Annotated in this window: 14 protein-coding genes and 2 pseudogenes; 5 read left to right on the plus strand and 11 right to left on the minus strand. The window is 68.6% G+C overall.

Annotated elements, in window-relative coordinates; translation table 11 throughout:
- Positions 1–190 precede the first annotated feature (190 nt).
- Together Q9R39_RS22330 and Q9R39_RS22335 are read right to left on the minus strand one after the other, a co-directional pair.
- On the minus strand, positions 191–1,324 hold the full coding sequence (locus Q9R39_RS22330) for a thiolase family protein (protein WP_311278281.1): 1,134 nt from the start codon (positions 1,322–1,324) through the stop codon (positions 191–193).
- Positions 1,325–1,469: 145 nt separating this feature from the next.
- Positions 1,470–2,908, minus strand: a pseudogene (locus Q9R39_RS22335) (MFS transporter).
- A gap of 364 nt (positions 2,909–3,272) precedes the next feature.
- Here Q9R39_RS22335 and Q9R39_RS22340 point away from each other — a divergent pair.
- Both Q9R39_RS22340 and Q9R39_RS22345 read left to right on the plus strand, forming a co-directional pair.
- Entirely contained in the window at positions 3,273–4,469 is a 1,197-nt protein-coding gene (locus tag Q9R39_RS22340; protein ID WP_068972399.1) for an acyl-CoA dehydrogenase family protein, read from the plus strand.
- A gap of 55 nt (positions 4,470–4,524) precedes the next feature.
- Positions 4,525–5,682 (plus strand): acyl-CoA dehydrogenase family protein, encoded by a 1,158-nt coding sequence (locus Q9R39_RS22345; RefSeq protein ID WP_311278282.1) that lies wholly within the window; start codon positions 4,525–4,527, stop codon positions 5,680–5,682.
- Between the two features lie 630 nt (positions 5,683–6,312).
- Here the strand turns inward: Q9R39_RS22345 and Q9R39_RS22350 are convergent.
- Positions 6,313–6,459 (minus strand): annotated as a pseudogene (locus Q9R39_RS22350) (type IV toxin-antitoxin system AbiEi family antitoxin domain-containing protein); the annotation flags it as partial.
- A 227-nt stretch (positions 6,460–6,686) separates the two neighbouring features.
- Here Q9R39_RS22350 and Q9R39_RS22355 point away from each other — a divergent pair.
- Together Q9R39_RS22355 and Q9R39_RS22360 are read left to right on the plus strand one after the other, a co-directional pair.
- Entirely contained in the window at positions 6,687–7,499 is an 813-nt protein-coding gene (locus tag Q9R39_RS22355) for an SGNH/GDSL hydrolase family protein (RefSeq protein ID WP_396275730.1), read from the plus strand.
- A 32-nt stretch (positions 7,500–7,531) separates the two neighbouring features.
- The gene (locus Q9R39_RS22360; protein ID WP_165630304.1) at positions 7,532–9,358 is read left to right on the plus strand and encodes an ABC-F family ATP-binding cassette domain-containing protein; all 1,827 of its coding nucleotides are present in this window, start codon (positions 7,532–7,534) and stop codon (positions 9,356–9,358) included.
- A gap of 30 nt (positions 9,359–9,388) precedes the next feature.
- On the opposite strand, the gene Q9R39_RS22365 is transcribed toward Q9R39_RS22360, so the two are convergent.
- The 3 genes from Q9R39_RS22365 to Q9R39_RS22375 form a co-directional block, all read right to left on the minus strand.
- Complete coding sequence (locus tag Q9R39_RS22365; RefSeq protein ID WP_165630305.1) at positions 9,389–10,546, minus strand: lipase family protein; 1,158 nt, start codon at positions 10,544–10,546, stop codon at positions 9,389–9,391.
- A 17-nt stretch (positions 10,547–10,563) separates the two neighbouring features.
- Positions 10,564–11,529, minus strand: a complete 966-nt coding sequence (locus Q9R39_RS22370; RefSeq protein WP_058251444.1) for a 4-(cytidine 5'-diphospho)-2-C-methyl-D-erythritol kinase — start codon at positions 11,527–11,529, stop codon at positions 10,564–10,566.
- A gap of 76 nt (positions 11,530–11,605) precedes the next feature.
- Complete coding sequence (locus tag Q9R39_RS22375) at positions 11,606–12,274, minus strand: HAD family hydrolase (protein ID WP_311278284.1); 669 nt, start codon at positions 12,272–12,274, stop codon at positions 11,606–11,608.
- Between the two features lie 141 nt (positions 12,275–12,415).
- Here Q9R39_RS22375 and Q9R39_RS22380 point away from each other — a divergent pair, with 141 nt between their 5' ends.
- Complete coding sequence (locus tag Q9R39_RS22380; RefSeq protein WP_058251659.1) at positions 12,416–13,408, plus strand: LLM class F420-dependent oxidoreductase; 993 nt, start codon at positions 12,416–12,418, stop codon at positions 13,406–13,408.
- On the opposite strand, the gene Q9R39_RS22385 is transcribed toward Q9R39_RS22380, so the two are convergent.
- From Q9R39_RS22385 to Q9R39_RS22405, 5 genes are all read right to left on the minus strand, one after another.
- A complete protein-coding gene (locus tag Q9R39_RS22385) occupies positions 13,376–13,990 on the minus strand; it encodes a GNAT family N-acetyltransferase (RefSeq protein WP_311278285.1) in 615 nt (204 codons plus the stop codon). The genes Q9R39_RS22380 and Q9R39_RS22385 overlap by 33 nt on opposite strands.
- Positions 13,991–14,119: 129 nt before the next feature.
- Positions 14,120–15,046 carry a 16S rRNA (adenine(1518)-N(6)/adenine(1519)-N(6))-dimethyltransferase RsmA gene (rsmA, locus tag Q9R39_RS22390; RefSeq protein ID WP_065630888.1) on the minus strand — a complete coding sequence of 309 codons (927 nt, stop codon included), beginning with the start codon at positions 15,044–15,046 and terminating at the stop codon, positions 14,120–14,122.
- Positions 15,010–16,161 (minus strand): resuscitation-promoting factor, encoded by a 1,152-nt coding sequence (locus Q9R39_RS22395; protein ID WP_205333112.1) that lies wholly within the window; start codon positions 16,159–16,161, stop codon positions 15,010–15,012. The genes rsmA and Q9R39_RS22395 overlap by 37 nt, the downstream gene beginning before the upstream one ends.
- Positions 16,162–16,297: 136 nt before the next feature.
- Positions 16,298–17,215, minus strand: coding sequence for a TatD family hydrolase (locus Q9R39_RS22400; RefSeq protein WP_065630930.1), 918 nt, complete (start codon positions 17,213–17,215; stop codon positions 16,298–16,300).
- A gap of 214 nt (positions 17,216–17,429) precedes the next feature.
- The gene (locus Q9R39_RS22405) at positions 17,430–18,263 is read right to left on the minus strand and encodes a PhzF family phenazine biosynthesis protein (RefSeq protein ID WP_311278286.1); all 834 of its coding nucleotides are present in this window, start codon (positions 18,261–18,263) and stop codon (positions 17,430–17,432) included.
- Positions 18,264–18,331: the final 68 nt, after the last annotated feature.

Consider the following 18,331-nt stretch of genomic DNA (forward strand, 5'->3'; position numbering starts at 1 on the left):
CGAAGCGAGCCCCCGTTGCTCCCTGAGGTGCGAGCGAAGCGAGCCACGAAGGGCTCCGCAACGTGTCTCACCAGGCCCTTCGTGGCTCGTCGCTATCGCTCCTCACACCTCAGGGAGCAATGGGATGGGGTCGCTTCTTTCGGATTAGGGCAGGGAGCAGGAGGGCCAGCGGTGCTGCGCTTTTTTCGGATCAGAGCAGTTCAAGGATGGTGGTGTTGGCCATGCCACCGGCCTCGCACATCGACTGCAGTCCGTACCGGATGCCGTTGTCGCGCATGTGGTGGACGAGCCGCGTCATGAGGATGGCGCCCGAACCGCCGAGCGGGTGACCGACGGCGATCGCTCCGCCGAGCGGGTTGAGGCGGTCCAGGTCGGCACCGGTCTCGGCCTGCCAGGCCAGCGGGACGGGGGCGAACGCCTCGTTGATCTCGAAGGCCCCGATGTCGTCGATCGACAGCCCGGATCGCTTGAGCGCCTTGGCCGTGGCCGGGATCGGCCCGGTCAGCATGATCACCGGGTCATCGGCGGCGACGACCGCGGTGTGGATGCGGGCGATCGGCGTGAGACCGTGCGACTTCGCGGTCTCGCCGGACATGATCAGCAGGGCACCCGACCCGTCGGAGATCGGCGAGGAGTTGCCGGCGTGGATCACGCCGTCCTCGCTGAAGGCCGGCTTGAGCTTGGCGAGCGATTCGAGCGTCCCACCGCGGCGGATGCCCTCGTCCCCCTCGAGTACCCCCGGGATCGGCGCCAATTGGGCGTCGAACGCACCGCGGTCGGCCGCCTGCGCAGCGAGTTCGTGCGAGCGCAGCGAGTACTCGTCGAGGCGGGTGCGGTTCAATCCCCATTTCGCGGCGACCATCTCGGCGCCGATCCCCTGGCTGAACTTGTCGACGCCGTAACGGTCGAGGACCGTGGGCGGCTGATGCTCGCCGTTCGGTGCGGCGCTGCCCATCGGGACCCGGCTCATCGACTCGACCCCGCCGGCTATCACGACATCCTGCTGGCCGGACACCACCGCCGCGGCCGCCATGCTGACCGCCTGCTGGCTGGACCCGCAGGCGCGCGTCACGGTGGTTCCGGGGACGCTCTCGGGCCAGCCGGCGGCGAGCACGGCCGTCCGGGCGACGTTGCCCGCCTGCTCGGCGGCTTGGCTGACACATCCCCAGACGACGTCGTCGACGACGGCCGGATCGATGCCGGTCCGCTCGACGAGCGCCTCCAGTACGTGGGCGGACAGGTCGGCGGGATGGATACCGGACAGGGCGCCGCGGCGGCGGCCGATGGGCGCGCGGACCGCGTCGACGATCACTGCATCACGCATGGGGACTCCTCGATGTCAGGGCAAGGGATGAAGTTGTGTCCGACGTGCACCACGCCGGCGGACGCCGATCGCCCGTTGTGACGAGCCGACCACCGGGGCGCTTGGCAGACAAGTCGATTCACACTCACAGTCGATGAGGCCCTACCTATGGGACGCGCAAGTCATGAGGTGGCGCCTCGACGGTCGGCGCGTGCGGACGCAACCGAGCACGATCGCGCTCGGGATCGGCGAAGACCAGCGCGAGCACCGCGCACACCGCGGCGACGATTCCGAGCACCTGGAACGCGGTGGCGTAACCCTCGGCCGGCGTGGCGGCCGCGTCGACGATGACACCCGTCGCGTACGGCGCGACGAGACCACCGATCGCCATGATCGCCAGGAAGACACCCAGCGTTCCGGCGGTCTGCCGGGGCGGGCAGATCTCGGCGACGGCCGCGTTGAACAGCGGGAACACCGTGGCCGCGAATCCATAACCGATCGACAGGATCGCGACCGCGACGATCGGTGTGCCGACCGAGGGCAGCAGGAACAGCAGGACACCGGAGACGAGAACCCCGACCGACGGCACGACGATGCGCAGCATCCGCGAGGTCGCCCCTTTCGAGATCATCCGATCACTCGTGATCGAACTCAGCACCATCAGGACCAGGCCGACGATCGAGGGGAACGCGAACATCGACCCGGACTGCAGGCGGCTGTACCCCAGCCCCTCTTCGAAGTACGACGGCAACCACGTGAGCACGACACTGACCAGCGCATAAACGCTCATCACGACGAGCGCGCCGGTGACGAACGTGCGTGAGCGGAAGATCGAGATCCACGGCGTCGCGGGTTCGGCGCCGGCACTCGCGGTCGGCGCGTCCTTCGACGTCTTCCCACTCGCGATGTACGGGCCGTTGCGCCAGGTCGACAGCCAGACGACACACCAGACGAGGCCACCGGCGGCAAGGGAGATCAGTGCCCAGCGCCACCCGAAGCTCCTGTGATCACGGCGAGCAGCGGAGCGATCGCGATCTTCGAGATCGACGCGGCACCGGCGAGGAGGGCACCGGGCAGGGCGCGCCGGGCCGGCGGATGCCAGGAGTAGGCCGCCGTGTGCAGGAGCGCCGAACTCGGACCTTCGGCGAGACCGAGGAACAGCCGGCTGAGGACGAGGACCGCGAACGACGCCACCACCACCATGGGCAGCATGGCCGCGGCCCAGCACAGGGCCAGCAGGACCAGCGACCAGCGCAGGGTCATCCAGCGGTTGAGCAGTCCCGCGAAGAATCCGCCGATCGTGAACGTCAGGAAGAACAGGCTGCCGACGAGACCGATCTGGGACGAACTCAGGCCCAGCTCCTCGCGGAGCGGTTGCGCGATGATGCCCAGAACCGCCTTGTCGGCGTAGTTGATGACGTAGAGGCTGACCAGCAGAGCCGTGAGACCCCAGGCGCCGGCGCGTGATTCGCCGCGTGGGCCGAGACCTCGCGGCGTCTGGGCCGCTTCGAAGTCGACGGTGTGGGCGGGACCATCGGGTCCCGTGCGCGCCGCTGATCCGGGCTTGTCGCCGGCTCCTGATCCGGAGGCGGTGGAGACCGTCATGGCATTACCTCTTCCAGTGATCTGGGTTGCGATGCGCTCCGTAAGTGTTATGGCTCATATCCGTTCCGATTCACACCAGGGTCAACCCATGTGACAACGTTCGCTCGGCGAACGACCTGACTGTCGCTGCCTATGTGTCGAGGACACGGAGTTGCGAGCGGGGTCATCGGCGATGGCTATCGGACCGATAGGCGCCGGTGGCGCAGCCGAGTGCCATTGGCTCGCGCTATCGCTCCCTTAGTTCACCGCGACTACTTCGCCGGGCCGCCGCCGGGCATGCTGTGAGACGGGCGCGTGCCGGTCGCGCACCAACGTCCGCCCGACGGTGCGAGCGCACCCCGACCGACTTCGGAGACCAGCCACCATGACCCGCCTCGCGCAGACCCTGGGCCTCACCGAGATCCAGACGGAGATCCTGGCCAACGTCCGCTCGTTCGTCGACAAGCAGATCATCCCCACCGCACAGGAACTCGAGCACGCCGACGAGTATCCGCAGGCCATCGTCGACGGCATGGCCGAGATGGGCCTGTTCGGCCTGATGATCCCCGAGGAGTACGGCGGACTCGGCGAGTCCCTGCTGACCTACGCGTTGTGCGTCGAAGAACTGGCACGTGGATGGATGAGCGTGTCGGGCGTGATCAACACCCATTTCATCGTGGCGTACATGATCCGCCAGCACGGGACCGACGAGCAGAAACAGCGCTTCCTCCCCCGCATGGCGACGGGCGAGGTGCGCGGCGCGTTCTCGATGTCCGAACCGGAACTGGGGTCCGACGTCGCGGCGATCAAGACCAGCGCGAAGCGGGACGGAGACGACGGATACGTCATCAACGGTCAGAAGATGTGGCTGACCAACGGCGGGTCGTCGACTCTCGTTGCCGCACTTGTCCGTACCGAGGAGGGCAACGAGAAGCCGCACAAGAACCTCACGACGTTCCTGGTGGAGAAGCCGGCCGGCTTCGGCGAGGTACTCCCCGGCCTGACCATCCCGCGCAAGCTGGACAAGATGGGCTACAAGGGCATCGACACCACCGAGCTGATCTTCGACGGTTACCGCGCGCCCGCCACCGACATCCTCGGGGGCGAACCCGGCCGCGGCTTCGCGCACATGATGGACGGCGTCGAGGTCGGGCGCGTCAACGTGTCGGCCCGCGCCTGCGGAATCGCCCAGCGCGCCTTCGAACTCGCGGTGAAGTACGCGCAGCAGCGGTCCACCTTCGGCAAACCCATCGCCGAGCACCAGGCCGTTGCGTTCTCGCTGGCCGAGATGGCGACGAAGGTCGAGGCGGCACACCTGATGATGGTCAATGCCGCACGGTTGAAGGACTCCGGCGAGCGCAACGACGTCGCCGCCGGGATGGCCAAGTACCTGTGCAGTGAGTACTGCGCCGAGGTCACTCAGGCCAGCTTCCGCATCCACGGCGGTTACGGCTACTCGAAGGAATTCGAGATCGAGCGCCTCATGCGCGACGCGCCCTTCCTGCTGATCGGCGAGGGCACCAGCGAGATCCAGAAACAGATCATCTCCAAGGGGCTCCTACGCGAATATCAGGAGCGATGACCACTTGAGGTGAATGTCGTCAGACCCGTCCGCCCACAACAGTTTCGAGGGACCAATGCAGCGTCGCATCTTCACCGAGGACCATGAGTCCTTCCGCAACACCATCCGTGACTTCATCGCCAAAGAGGTCGCGCCGGTGTACCACGATTGGGAGAAGCAGGGCCATCCGCCGCGTGAATTCTACAACAGGCTGGGCAAACTCGGCGTCCTGGGCATCGAGGCACCCGAGGAGTTCGGGGGCGGTGGCGTCTCGGACTTCACCTATTCGATGGTGATCGCGGAGGAGACATCGGCGGCCGGTGTCACCTTCGGCAGTTACTCGGTGCACTCGAACCTGATCCTCCCCTACCTCGTCGAGTACGCCACCGACGAGCAGAAGCAGCGGTGGTTGCCCGGATTCTGTTCCGGCGAACTCATGTTCGCGATCGCCATGACCGAACCCGGCACCGGGTCGGACCTCGCCAACATCTCGACCACCGCCAAGCTGTCCGAGGACGGGTCGCACTACGTGCTCGACGGCGCGAAAACGTTCATCACCGGCGGCGCCTTGGCCGACCGCATCCTGGTCGTCGCCCGGACCGCACCGTTCGACGAGTCGAATCGTCGTGCGGGCCTGTCGATCCTGGTGGTCGACACCTCGTCGGAGGGTTTCGCCGTCGGACGCAGGATCGAGAAGATCGGCCTCAAGGCCTCCGACACCGCCGAGCTCTCGTTCAGCTCGGTCAAGGTGCCGGTCGAGGACCGGCTCGGCGAGGAGGGTGCCGGCTTCTCGTACCTGGCGCACAATCTCGCGCAGGAACGACTCACCATCGCCATCGGGGCGTCGGCCACCGCCGCCGCGGCCGTCCAGCACGCGATCGCCTACACCAAGGAGCGCGACGTCTTCGGCAAACCCGTTGCGGCGTTCCAGAACACCAAGTTCGTCCTCGCCGAGTGCTCCGCCGAGGTCGAGGCCATCCGGCAGTTCGTCGACCGCGCACTCGAACTCCACAACGAGGGTGAGCTCACCGTCCCCGATGCTGCTCGCGCGAAACTGTTCGCCACCGAGACCGCCGGCAAGGTCATCGACAAGTGCCTGCAGTTGCACGGCGGGTACGGCTATGTCCTGGAGTACCCCATCGCCCGGCTCTACGCCGACACCCGCGTCACGCGGATCTACGGCGGCACCAGCGAGGTCATGAAGACGATCATCGCCAAGGATCTCGGCCTGTAGGTGGTCCAGAGCTCTTCCAAAGTGCGGGATTCGTAACGGTTTCCAGTACGAATCCCGCACTTTGCGGAGGGGTGATGGGACCGCCACCTTCCTCCCGACGAAGGCGAAGTCGATTTCGTAACCGGACACCGGGTGGTTGGCGACCCAACCCGCTATGTCGTGCTCGGCGAACAGTTTCACGGTCAGCCGTTCGGCAGCCGAACGGGCACCAGAACCGACGAGCACGAGCATCTTCGCCATCTCGGTTGCACCACGGCAGCGGCGTCGCCGCTGGTAGGTCTCGAGGAGAGCGTCAACCGTGACCTTCTTGTTCTGAAGTGCCCGGTCGAGTACGTCCATCTTTCCTTCAACGGCGCCTTCGAGGACGGACAACGGCACCGCGGTCACCGTGAGTCCCTTCTCGACCACGACGTCGGCCGCGTCGAGGGATCTCCGGATGACCACCGTCCCCTTCTCCGGCGAACCGTGCCAGCTTCGGGGAGCGGTGACGGTAGTCGTCGTCGGCCGCTTGGTCACGAGGCCGTGCCACCACGCCGCCGCGAGTCCGCTGAGAACGGCGTCCGCGGAGACCTGCAGGGTCGCCAGTCGGGTCCGGGTCCTTGCGGTCACCGGATGATCGGCCAGGCGATAGACGCCGGAACTCGCACGAACCCACTCACCGGACTTCACCCGCCGGGCCACCGAGGCACGACTGAGACCGTGCTCGCGGGCCTGCGCCGCGGTGATCACGCCGTCGCGCGTGAGGATGAAGGTCCGCAACGCAGGTGCAGTAGCCATGTGGTTGTAGACGCACCCGGGATCGCGCCGGTTCCACTTCCCGCAGAGTGCGGGATTCGTGCCGGTTTCCAATACGGATCCCGCACTCTGTCGTCGGACCCGAGGTCGTGCCTTAAGATTCCCTGAGCAAACTCGGTGGGCAGTGGAAGCGGTGTTCGGTGGTAGGCAGGTTTCGGGGCGGGGTCCAGATCTTGGCGACGGTGCTGGTCACCGCGTTCGTGGTGTCGATGATGGCGGCGGTGGCCGCGCCCGCGCAGGCGGCCCCGACGCGCTACACCGGCGGTACCTACGTCGCTCTCGGTGATTCGCGTGCGTCCGGCAGCTTCTACACCCCGACGCCCGCCTACTTCGGCGGGTGCAAGCGGTCGGCGTTCAACTACCCCACCCTCGTCGCCGCCGCGACCCTGCCGCGACGCTTCATCGACGCCTCGTGTGCGGGCGCGCAGTCGGCACATCTGTACCGGGCCCCGCAGCACACCAGCGGTGGCACGAAACCCATTCAGCTGCACCTGGTTCCGCGCGACGCTCAGCTGATCACCGTGAGCATCGGCGGCAACGACATGCGGTGGGGCGCGATCTTCGGCCAGTGCCGGACCCCGGCGTTCACCGACCGGCGCTGCCGCCACAACCGTGCCCTCGAGAACGAGGTCCGGTGGCGGATCGAACTCATGGAGAACCGCGTCACCCCCGCTCTGCGCGCGATCCGGAACAAGGCGCCGCACGCCCAGATCATCGTCGTCGGTCTGGGCGGCTTCATCGGGTTCACCGGGTGCTGGCCGCTGGTCCCGCTGAGTGACCCCGACGCCCGGTGGATGCGCGATGTCTTCAACCGCGCCAACGGCGCGCTCTGGCGGGCGTCGACCGAGGTCGGCGGCACCTTCATCGACGCCAACCGAGGATCGGCGGGACACGATGCCTGCAACCTCATCAATCCCTGGTACGAGAGCGCGCTGTCGAATCGGATCGCGCTGCCCTTCCACGTCAACCAGGCCGGCGCCGTCGCGTTCGCGGCCATGATCAACGGGGCCATCCGCCGTTAGGTCGAGACCGGTCACCCACTAGCGTTTGTCGGGTGGCTCATCTACTCGGCGCGGAAACCCTTGGCCTCGAATACCCGACCACCAAGGTCTTCGAGTCGGTGTCCCTCGGGGTCAACGAGGGCGACCGGATCGGCATCGTGGGCCGAAACGGCGACGGTAAGTCGAGCCTGCTGGCGATGCTCGCCGGACGGATGCAACCCGATTCCGGTCGCGTCACCGTCCGCGGCGGCGTCCGCATCGGCGTGCTGGACCAGGTCGACGTCTTCGACGACGACGAGACCGTCGGGCACGCCGTCGTCGGCGACCGTCCCGAACACGAATGGGCGGGCGACGCGAAGGTCCGCGACGTCATCGGCGGGTTGCTCGGCGACGTCGAATGGACAGCGCCCACCAGTTCGTTGTCGGGTGGTCAGCGCCGCCGCGTGTCGCTGGCACGACTCCTCGCGGGCGAGCATGACGTCCTCGCGCTCGACGAGCCGACCAACCACCTCGACGTCGAGGCCATCACCTGGCTCGCCGACCACCTGAAGCGACGCTGGCCGGCCAACGCCGGCGGACTGCTGGTGGTCACCCACGACCGGTGGTTCCTCGACGAGGTGTGCACGGTCACCTGGGAGGTCCACGACCGCATCGTCGAACCCTTCGAGGGTGGTTACGCGGCGTACATCCTGCAACGGGTGGAACGGGACCGGCAGGCCGCCGCGATCGAGGCACGACGACAGAATCTCGCCCGCAAGGAACTGGCCTGGCTCCGCCGCGGCGCGCCGGCCCGGACGTCGAAGCCCAAGTTCCGCATCGACGCGGCCAATGCCCTCATCGCCGACGTCCCACCGGTCCGCGACACGGTTGCGTTGCAGTCACTGGCCGCCGCTCGTCTGGGCAAGGACGTCGTCGACCTGCTCGACGTGTCGGTCTCCTACGGTGACCGCAACGTCCTCGACGGCGTCGAGTGGCGGCTGGCGCCCGGTGAGCGCACCGGCATCCTCGGGGTCAACGGCGCGGGCAAGTCGACGCTGCTCGGCCTCATCGCCGGAACCGTGGAACCGACCGGCGGCCGAGTCAAACGCGGCAAGACGGTCAAGGTCGCCACCCTGACCCAACGCCTCGACGACCTCGACCGGTACCTCGACGACCCGGTGCGGGTGGTCATCGCGCAGTTGCAGACCACGTACACTTTCGGCTCCGGGTCGAAGGCACAGGAACTGTCGCCGTCGCAGCTGCTCGAGCGGCTCGGCTTCGACGGCGCGCAGCTCTCGACCCCGGTCCGCGACCTCTCGGGCGGGCAGAAGCGGCGGCTGCAGTTGCTGCTCATCCTGCTCGACGCGCCGAACGTGCTGATCCTCGACGAGCCGACCAACGACCTCGACACCGACATGCTCGCCGCGCTCGAGGACCTGCTGGACTCGTGGCCCGGCACGCTGATCGTCGTCTCGCACGACCGGTACTTCCTGGAGCGGGTCACCGATCAGCAGTTCGCCGTCCTCGACGGCGGGCTCCGCCACCTCCCCGGCGGCGTCGACGAGTTCTTGAGACTCCGCTCGGCACAGGCGAAGACGTCGGGTTCCGGATCGACGTCGGGCGGATCCGGTACGAGCGCCACAGCTTCGGGGAACGGCGGCGTGTCGGGCTCGTCCCTCAGCGGCGCCGAGCTGCGCGCGGCCAACAAGGAGCTCGCCTCGCTCGAGCGTCGGATCGACAAGCTGCACAGCAAGATCGATGCTGCCCGGACCGCGCTGGCCGACCATGATCAGTCCGACTACCAAGGCCTTGCCGCGGAGACGGAGAGCATCCGCAGCATGGAATCCGAACTCGAAGAACTCGAGGAACGCTGGATGGAACTCGGCGAGAGCGTCGAGTGATCGACTCCGCGAGAACCGGTCGGCCCGACCTCAACGGCCGAACGACTCCCGGATCGCGGCCAGCACGTCCGGCAGCGACTCGTCGACGACGCCGCTGTGATCGGCCCGCGCGTAGGTCTTGAGGTCCACATCCGTGCCGGCCTCACGCATCGCGGACCGCAGCGAACGACTCAGCGGGTAAGGCAGCACGGGATCGAGAAGACCATGTGCGAGCGTGACTTTCACCGGGTAGCCGGAGACGGGCACCTCCGCATACTCCCGCAGGGCGTCCCGGAAGTCCTGCTCCGCGGTGAACGACGACGCCACGAGTGAGCCCGGCGGCACCGACCGCAACGCATCTACGAGATCCCCGTTGCACCGGGCACGCGCGCGGTCGAGGAAACGCTTGCCGTCCGACGTCAGGGAATCGGCGACGCGGAGTTCTGGATTCGCGTGGTCGAGACCGGCGAGGGTGAACAGGAACGGCGCACTCAGCACATTGAGCGCGCCGAGGCCGGGCACGCGGGGACCGAACAGACCGAACAGGTTCTCCAGCGACGAGACCGGGGCGATCGCGACGATGCCGGCGACCGGCAGTTCCGGTGCGAATTCCGCGGCGAGACGGCCCGCGTGCAGCGCAGCGTGGCCCCCCTGCGAGTGCCCGGTCGACACCCAGCGTGATCCGAGCGAGGCGTCGACCGACCGCGCCGCGCGGATCATGTCGATCACCGAGTGAGCCGCCGCGCGACCGCCGAGGTATTCGGTCTCCCCCGCCGACCCGAGCCCCGCGTAATCGGTTGCCGTGACCGCGAACCCGGCGTCGAGCGCCGCGCGCACCGGGGCCTCGACACCGTCGCCCAGCCGGTGCAGGGTCGGCGCGCACTCGTCGGCCAGGCCGACCGTCCCGTGTGCCCAGGACACGACGGGCCAGCCACCAGCGGGCGGCGTACCCTTCGGCACCCAGTACACGCCGCTCGACATCGCCGGGCGGCCGTTCTGATCGCGCGTCGCATAGGTGAGGCGGGTGCCCGAACCGGCCGCCGACGGGAGTTCGTCGTCGGGAACCTCGGAGGTGGTGAAGACGAAACCGTCGGCGGGTGCGGCGGCCGTCGACGGGCCGGCCGTGACGATGCAGAGCGCGAGCAGTAGAGCGACGACTGCGCTGACCGCGAGCAGTGGGGCGACGACTGCGGAGGGTCTGCGGGACATCAGGCAACCGTAGGCGATCAGTGGCGGACGTCGGCTCCGAGGACGCGCGTACCGGCGGCGGGACCGCTGGCGGTGCGGACCGACCGGGCGACGCCGGCGCCGGACAGTTCGGCGGCGACGTTCACCGCGCCGGTCTCGTCGGCGCACAGGAAGGCGCATGTCGGACCGGAGCCGGACACGATGCCGCCCAGTGCTCCGGCGTCGATTCCGGCACGCAGGGTCCGGCGGAGGGTGGGTTGCAGCGACAGCGCCGCCGGTTGTAGGTCGTTGTGCAGCAAGGGCGCCACCGCGTGCGGGTCACCGGACGCCAGGGCCTGCATGAGTTCGTCGGGGCGGCGGAGGAGGTCCCGCTCGTCGTCGGTGGCGCATTCTCCGGAACGGCTGTCGCGCAGCCGATCCAGTTCGCGGTACACCGCGGGCGTGGACAGTCCGTCGCGTGCGAGCGCGAGCACCCAGTGGAAGTCACCGCGGGAGAGGACCTGCATCAGCCGCTCGCCGCGTCCGGTACCCAGGGCGGTGTTGCCGTGCAACGCGAACGGGACGTCGCTGCCCAGGTCCGCCGCGATCGCGGCGAGGTCGTCGCGGCCGATGTCGAGCTTCCACAGGGCGGCGAGTGCGACCAGCGCCCCGGCGGCATCCGCGCTGCCACCGGCCATGCCCCCGGCCACCGGGATCGTCTTGTCGATGTCGATCGCGACCTTGCCGGGACGGTCCGCCCACTCGGCAAGTGCCAGCGCCGCCCGGACCGCCAGGTTGGACTCGTCCGTCGGGACCGACCCGGCGCCTTCGCCACGAACCGTGATGCTCATCTCGTTGGCCCGGGCGACCCTGATGTCGTCGTGCAGGGACAGCGCCTGGAAGACGGTCACGAGGTCGTGGTAGCCGTCCTCGCGGCGCGGACCGACCCCGAGGTGCAGATTGACCTTCGACGGAGCCCGCGCGGTGACGGAGTCCGACACCACCGACAGCGACGTTCGCGACACAATGATCCAGCCTAGCGCCCCGACGTCGGCCCCGCGCCGACCGATGCGGTCGGTCCGGCGCTCCAGCCGCCGTCGATCAGGGGCGCCAGCCGCGGTCGACGAGTTGTCCGACGTGCTCGACGACCAGCACCGCGCCCGCGTCGCGCAACTCACCCTCCGCGAAACCACCGGACCGTACCGCCACGCACTCCGCCGGCAGGCGATGCGCCGACGCCACGTCCCACACGGTGTCGCCGACGACGACAGCCTTTCCACCGCCGGCCTCGGCGAGCGCGACCGACAGGATGTCGGGCGCCGGTTTGGACGAATCGGCGTCGTCCGAGGTGGTCACGGCGGCGAAGTCGTTCCGCGACAATCCCATCGACTCGAGCGCGGCGTCGGTGAACTCCGACTTGCCCGACGACGCGAGCGCCACCCGGTAGCCGGCGTCCAGCAGTCCCCGCACCAAATCGGCAGCGCCGGGCAGGGGCCGCACGTCGGGCAGCAGGTCGCGATAGGCCTCCTCCCACTCGTCGCGCAAGGTGTCGCCGAGCGATTCCTCCACGTCGTCGCCGAGCAGCTCGCCGACGAGCCGGTCGCCACCCATGCCGATCGCCCGGTGCACCTGCCACCACTGCGGGATCAGCTCGTGAGCAGCGAAGGCCCGCATCCACGCCAACGCGTGGAGGTAGGTGGAGTCGACGAGCGTACCGTCGACATCGAGCAGCACGGTGTCGATCGACCCATCCGCTTTCCGGTCTGGCATCTGCGCCTCGTTTCCGGGGTCGAGAACCGCGCCCCGTCGTCGAACGTCCGTCGTCCGGGCACCACCGTCTCGAGCGTCCCGGGTTTCGGACCCATGACTCATGGCTACACCGAGGCGACCCATCTCGCAGAGGAGACCTCCATGGCAACACGTTTCGGCTACACCCTGATGACCGAGCAGGCAGGCCCGAAAGAGCTGGTGCGGTACGCCGTCGGCGCCGAAGACGCCGGCTTCGACTTCGAGGTGTCGAGCGACCACTACTTCCCGTGGCTCTCGGCCCAGGGACACGCCCCGTACGCGTGGACGGTCCTGGGAGCCGTGGCCCACGCGACCGAGCGGGTCGACCTGATGACCTACGTGACGTGCCCGACGATCCGCTACCACCCGGCGATCATCGCGCAGAAGGCTGCGACGCTGCAGATCCTCGCCGACGGTCGCTTCACTCTCGGCCTCGGCTCGGGCGAGAACCTGAACGAGCACGTGGTCGGCGAGGGCTGGCCCTCGGTCGCCGACCGCCAGGACATGCTCGCCGAGGCGATCGAGATCATCCGCAAACTGCACACCGGTGAGCTTGTCGACTTCCGCGGCGAGTTCTTCCAGGTCGACGCCGCCCGGATCTGGGATCTGCCCGACCAGCCCGTCCCGATCGGCGTCGCGGTGGCGGGCAATGCGGGTATCGAGACGTTCGGGCCATTGGCCGACCACCTGATCGCCGTCGAACCCGACGCCGACTTCATCAAGGCCTGGAACGAACATTCGTCGACCCCGACCGTCGACGGGCAGCGGTCCCGCGCGATCGGGCAGATCCCCATCAGCTGGGATCCCGACCGCGACAAGGCGATCGAGCGCGCCCACGATCAGTTCCGGTGGTTCGCCGGCGGGTGGGATGTCAACGCCGACCTGCGCACCACCGCGGGCTTCGCCGCAGCGACGCAGTTCGTCACGCCGGACGACGTCGCGGGCAACATCCCCTGCGGCCCGGACCTCGACCAGATCGTCGAGGCGGTGAAACCGTTCTGGGAGGCAGGGTTCACCGACATCGCGCTGGTGCAGATCGGGGGCGACACCCAGGACGCGTTCCTGCGCGACGCCGCTCCCGAGCTACTGGAGAAACTGCGCGCCGCGTCGAACTGAGTCCGATTGCTCGAGGTTCCAGGACTGCTGGGTGCGGTCCTCGCCCGCTCGCAGCACGGCGGTGTGCACATCGCCGACGTGGCGACCCGACGGGAGTTGATCGATCTCGTCCTCGGGGCGTCGGCCGGTGTAGCGGAAGCCGGCCGACGCCGCCAGCCGCGCCGAGGCCACGTTGTCGACCAGCGCCCGCCGGATCACGCGATCGAACCCGGCTCCGCCGTCGGCGGGGTCGGCGAAGGCGTGGTCGAGGACCGCGGCGAGCGCCTCGGTGAGGTAGCGATGGCCCCGATGCGACGGCGCACACCAATAGCCCAGTGACGCAACGCCTTTCTCGACGGTTCGCAGTCCGATGGTGCCGACGAGTTCACCGCCGGGGATCTCGATCGTCCACACCGACGACCCGGCGGCCGGGGCGATGTCGCGGACGAAATGTTCGGCGTGCGCCCGCGTATACGGGACCGGGACCAGTGTGAAGCGCTGGATGTCCGGGTCCTGGCAGGCGCGGAAGATCGGTTCGATGTCACGGTCGGCGGGTGCGCGCAGCCGCAGCCTCGGCGTCGTCAGAGTCTGTGGTGGAGCCATGTCGGACCTCGTCGTCGATGCTGTGGATGCACAACACGGTACGAGCCTCTCCCCGCCGACGGCGAGTGGTTTTGCGCCCGCCCCCACGACGAGCCGCGGTCTCCCGCGATCAGCGACCCGGCGTCGAGATCAGGTCGTGCGAGCGAGGCGGACGAAGTCGTCGACGTCGAGCTTCTCGCCCCGCACACCCGGATCGATACCGGCCTCACGGAGCCGGCGTTCGGCCTCGGCCGCCGAACCGGCCCAGCCGGCCAGCGCCGAGCGCATCGTCTTGCGTCGCTGGGCGAATGCAGCGTCGATCGCGGCGAACACCTGTTGCCGCACAACGGGATCGGTCGAGTGGTCGTCGGTTCGTTCGATGCGGACGAGACCCGACTCCACCTTGGGTTCGGGCCAGAAGACGTTGCGCCCCACCGCACCGGCCCGGCTCACGCGACCGTGGTAGCGCGCCTTGACGCTCGGCACCCCGTAGGTGCGGCTGCCCGGGCCGGCGGCGAGGCGGTCGGCGACCTCGGCCTGCACCATCACGAGGGCGGTGGTGATCTCCGGGAAGAGTCCGAGCAGGTGCAACAGGACCGGCACCGACACGTTGTACGGCAGGTTCGCGACCAGAGCGGTGGGGACCACCGGCAGGTCGTCGCGCGTCACCTGTAGCGCGTCGGCGAGGATGACTTCGAAGTTGCCCTGCCGACTCGGGGCATACTCCGCGATCGTCGCCGGAAGACGTTCCGCGAGCACCGGATCGATCTCGATGGCGACGACCCTGCCCGCCGTCCCGAGGAGGGCGAGGGTGAGCGAGCCCAGCCCGGGCCCGACCTCGAGGACGGTGTCGTCGGGCCCGACCCCCGATGCCGCGACGATCCTTCGCACGGTGTTCGCGTCGTGGACGAAGTTCTGTCCGAGAGTCTTGGTCGGCCGGACGCCGACCTCCGCCGCGAGCTCCCTGATCTGTGCCGGCCCGAGGAGACGCGGAGCCTCGTCGGGCGCGCTGTCGGGTGAACCCGCTGTCGAGTCGCTGATCAGCGCAGGCCCAGCTTGGACGAGCAGGACGGCCATGCGCCCCAGCCCTGGACCGCCTGGGTCTTCTTCGCGATGGCGATCTGTTCTTCGCGGGTGGCGAGGTCGGCGCGCGGCGCGTACTCGAGTCCGCCCCAGCGTTCCCAGGTGTTCTGGTCGAACTGGACGCCGCCGTAGAAGCCGTTGCCGGTGTTGATCGCCCAGTTGCCGGTCGCCTCGCACGCGGCGAGCGCATCCCACACCGACCCCGGCGGCACGAACGGCGCACCCGGCTTGGTGCCGATGCGAACGGTGGCCGCGACGGGCTCGCTGAGCACCTCGCTGGTCAGCTTGTCGCGCTTGACGACCCGGCCGTTCACGGTGGTCACCTTGTAGGTGACACGCGCCTCGCCGGGCGTGCCCTTCTTCTCCACGACCTTGCGGTCGCGGACGAGGGTCGGGTCCTCTTTCTTGACCTCCGGCGGGGCGACCGGTTCCGTGAGCGTGACGTCCTCGGTCTTGATCCGGGTGACGACGATCTTGAGGTTCGGGGTGATCTTGGTGTCGGCGGCCGGGGTGACCTTGTCTTCGGCGCCCAGCGGGGTGCCGAGCGACTCGAGCAGATCCTTGACGGTATGCGCGGCGACGGTCGGGCGCTTGCGGGCCGGTCCGTCGACGAGGTTCACCGGCTTGGGCAGCGCGACCTCGATCTGACCGCCGTCGACCGGCAGTTCCTCGCCGAAGGCGGTCTCCTCGGCGGCGTGGGTCAGTCCGCGTTCGGCCATCAATTGGTCCACGGTCGAGGCGTTGGTGACGATGGTCTCGCGCTTGCCCTCGATGTCGAGGGTGAGTTCCTTGAGCTTGTTGACCTTGATGGTCTGGCCGTCGCCGAAGCCCGAGTCGGGTGCCGGGCTCACCTTGTCACCGTCGGCGGGCGCCAGCCCCTCCGACTCGAGGAGACTCTCGACGGACATCGCCATGGTGGACACGTGCCGGATGTCGCCGTCCACGTCGATCGCGACGTTCTTGTGCATGCTGACGCCCATGACCCCGCCGGCCGCGACGGTGGCGCACACGGCGCCGACGGCGACGCGGACACGCAACGACTTCGAGCCGTTGATCTTGGCGAACACCGAACCCGACGATGTCGGAGCGGACGGCTCCGGGTTCGACAGTTCGGGGTTTTGCAGCTCTGGGTTGGGCAGAGAAGACAAGGGCACGACATCCTGATAGGCAACACTGGCACCACGCCGGCCGAGTGGATCAGCACATCGGCCAGCTGGATCACAGTACGATAACGAACCGGCCAGATTATGGCAAAGGGATGCCGTAGACGCGCCGTGCGTTCGCCCCGAGGATGCGAGCCATCTCCTCGTCCGCCACGCCACGCACGGCCGCGAGGGCCCGGGCTGTGTACGGCAGACAATAGGACTGATTGGGCTGGCCACGGTAGGGATGCGGGGTCAGGAACGGCGCGTCGGTCTCGACGAGGATCTGGTCGTCGGGGACCAACTCGGCCGCGACCCGGAGCTCATCGGCGTTGGCGAAGCTCACAGTGCCGGCGAAACTGAGCATGAACCCACGCTCGACACATTCGCGTGCAACATTTCGGTCACCGGAGAAGCAGTGCATGATCACGGATTCCGGGGCGCCCTCCGCGGCCAGGACGTCGAGTAGATCCCGGTCGGCCTCGCGGTTGTGGATCATCAGCGGCTTGCCGACCCGCTTCGCGAGGTCGATGTGCCAGCGGAACGTCTCGTGCTGCACCTCGGGCGACGCACAGTCGTCGGACTTTCCGGGCCAGTAATAGTCGAGCCCGGTCTCGCCCACCGCGACGACTCGCGGGTGACGCACCATGTGCTCGAGCTCGGCGGCGGTCTCGTCGTTCAGATCGCCGGCATGCATCGGGTGCAGGGCCACCGCCGCGTAGACGCGAACGTCCCACTCCGCGGCGGCGACCGCCCACCGTGCATCGACCATGTCGTCGGCGACGGTGACCACATGGCCGACGCCGACGCCCAGCGCGTGGTCGCAGATCGCGCGGACCGTCTCGGCGTCGCGTCCGCCGCATGCAGCGAGGTGGGTGTGCGCGTCGACGAGGCCGGGCAGCGGCGCCGGGTCCGGTGGCGGTTCGCGTCGACGTCGCTTCTTGGCAGCCTTGTTGCTCAGGGTCTCGCCGCCACTCGTCTCGGGATCACCCTTGTCCGGGTCGCCAGGGGCGTCGCTCATGGCACCCACCTTGGCACAGCGCGCCGACACCATCCGGTGCGGTCCGACATCGCTAGTGGTGTGTCTCGGAAATAGGTGGCCGGTATCCGGTGGAGCGATCGGTGGTCTGGCAAGGCGGAGGAGGGAGGGATAGCGGAGCTATCTCGACCGACGACAACGCAGCCAGGCGCCGATCGAGCGCCGGAGACCAGTCGCTTATTTCCGAGACACACCACTAGAGCGTCACCGTGCCCTCGATCACCGTCGTCGTGTCGCCGCCGACCCAGATGTGCTCGCCGTCGTCGTGGACGTGGATGCGGCCGGCCCGACCGAGCGCCGCACCTTGCGCGGCGACGTAGGACGCCGGCGCCTGCCCGGTGGCCCGCAACCACATGGCGATGCCGGCGTTGAGACTGCCCGTCACCGGGTCCTCGGGTACCCCGATGCCCGGAACGAACGCGCGCACCTCGCCGAAGACCTCTCCGTCCCCCGAGCCGTACCGCCCGAACAATCCGACCTTGTGATCGCCGAGGGCAGGGATGTCCGGGGTCACCTCGAGCACCCGCTCGCCCGATTCGAGTTGCAACACCATCCATTCCGGCCCGTTGTCGACCCACTCGGCCGCGCGGACCTCGGCCGTGTCGACCCGCAGCGCCGCGGCGACCTCGGTGACGACGGCGGCGTCGACGGGTCCAGACCGCCGCAACGGCGGCGCCGCGAAGGCCAGCCGTGCACCAGTGCGCCGCAGTCGCACCAGGCCGACGCCGCACTCCTGCACGATGTCCTCCCCCGCAGGCCGGCCGCCCGTCGTCAGCCAGGCATGTGCCGAGCCGAGGGTTGGATGCCCGGCGAACGGCAGCTCGCCGTCCGGGGTGAAGATGCGCAGACGGTAATCGGCGGCAGGGTCGGTCGGCGGCAGCACGAAGGTCGTCTCCGACAGGTTCGTCCAGCGCGCGAACGCGGCCATCCGGTCGTCGGGGATGTCGGTGGCATCGAGCACCACGGCAACCGGGTTACCACCGGTCTCGGTAGCGGAGAACACATCGATCTGAGCGAATCGTCGAGTCATCGGACCATCGTCTCACCTCCAGTTGTCGCCCGGTCAAAGCCTTTTCGGGCGCGCAGGCGTCGCCGGAC

The organism is Gordonia sp. AC31 (assembly GCF_031844505.1).
GTDB classification, from domain to species: Bacteria; Actinomycetota; Actinomycetes; order Mycobacteriales; family Mycobacteriaceae; genus Gordonia; species Gordonia hongkongensis.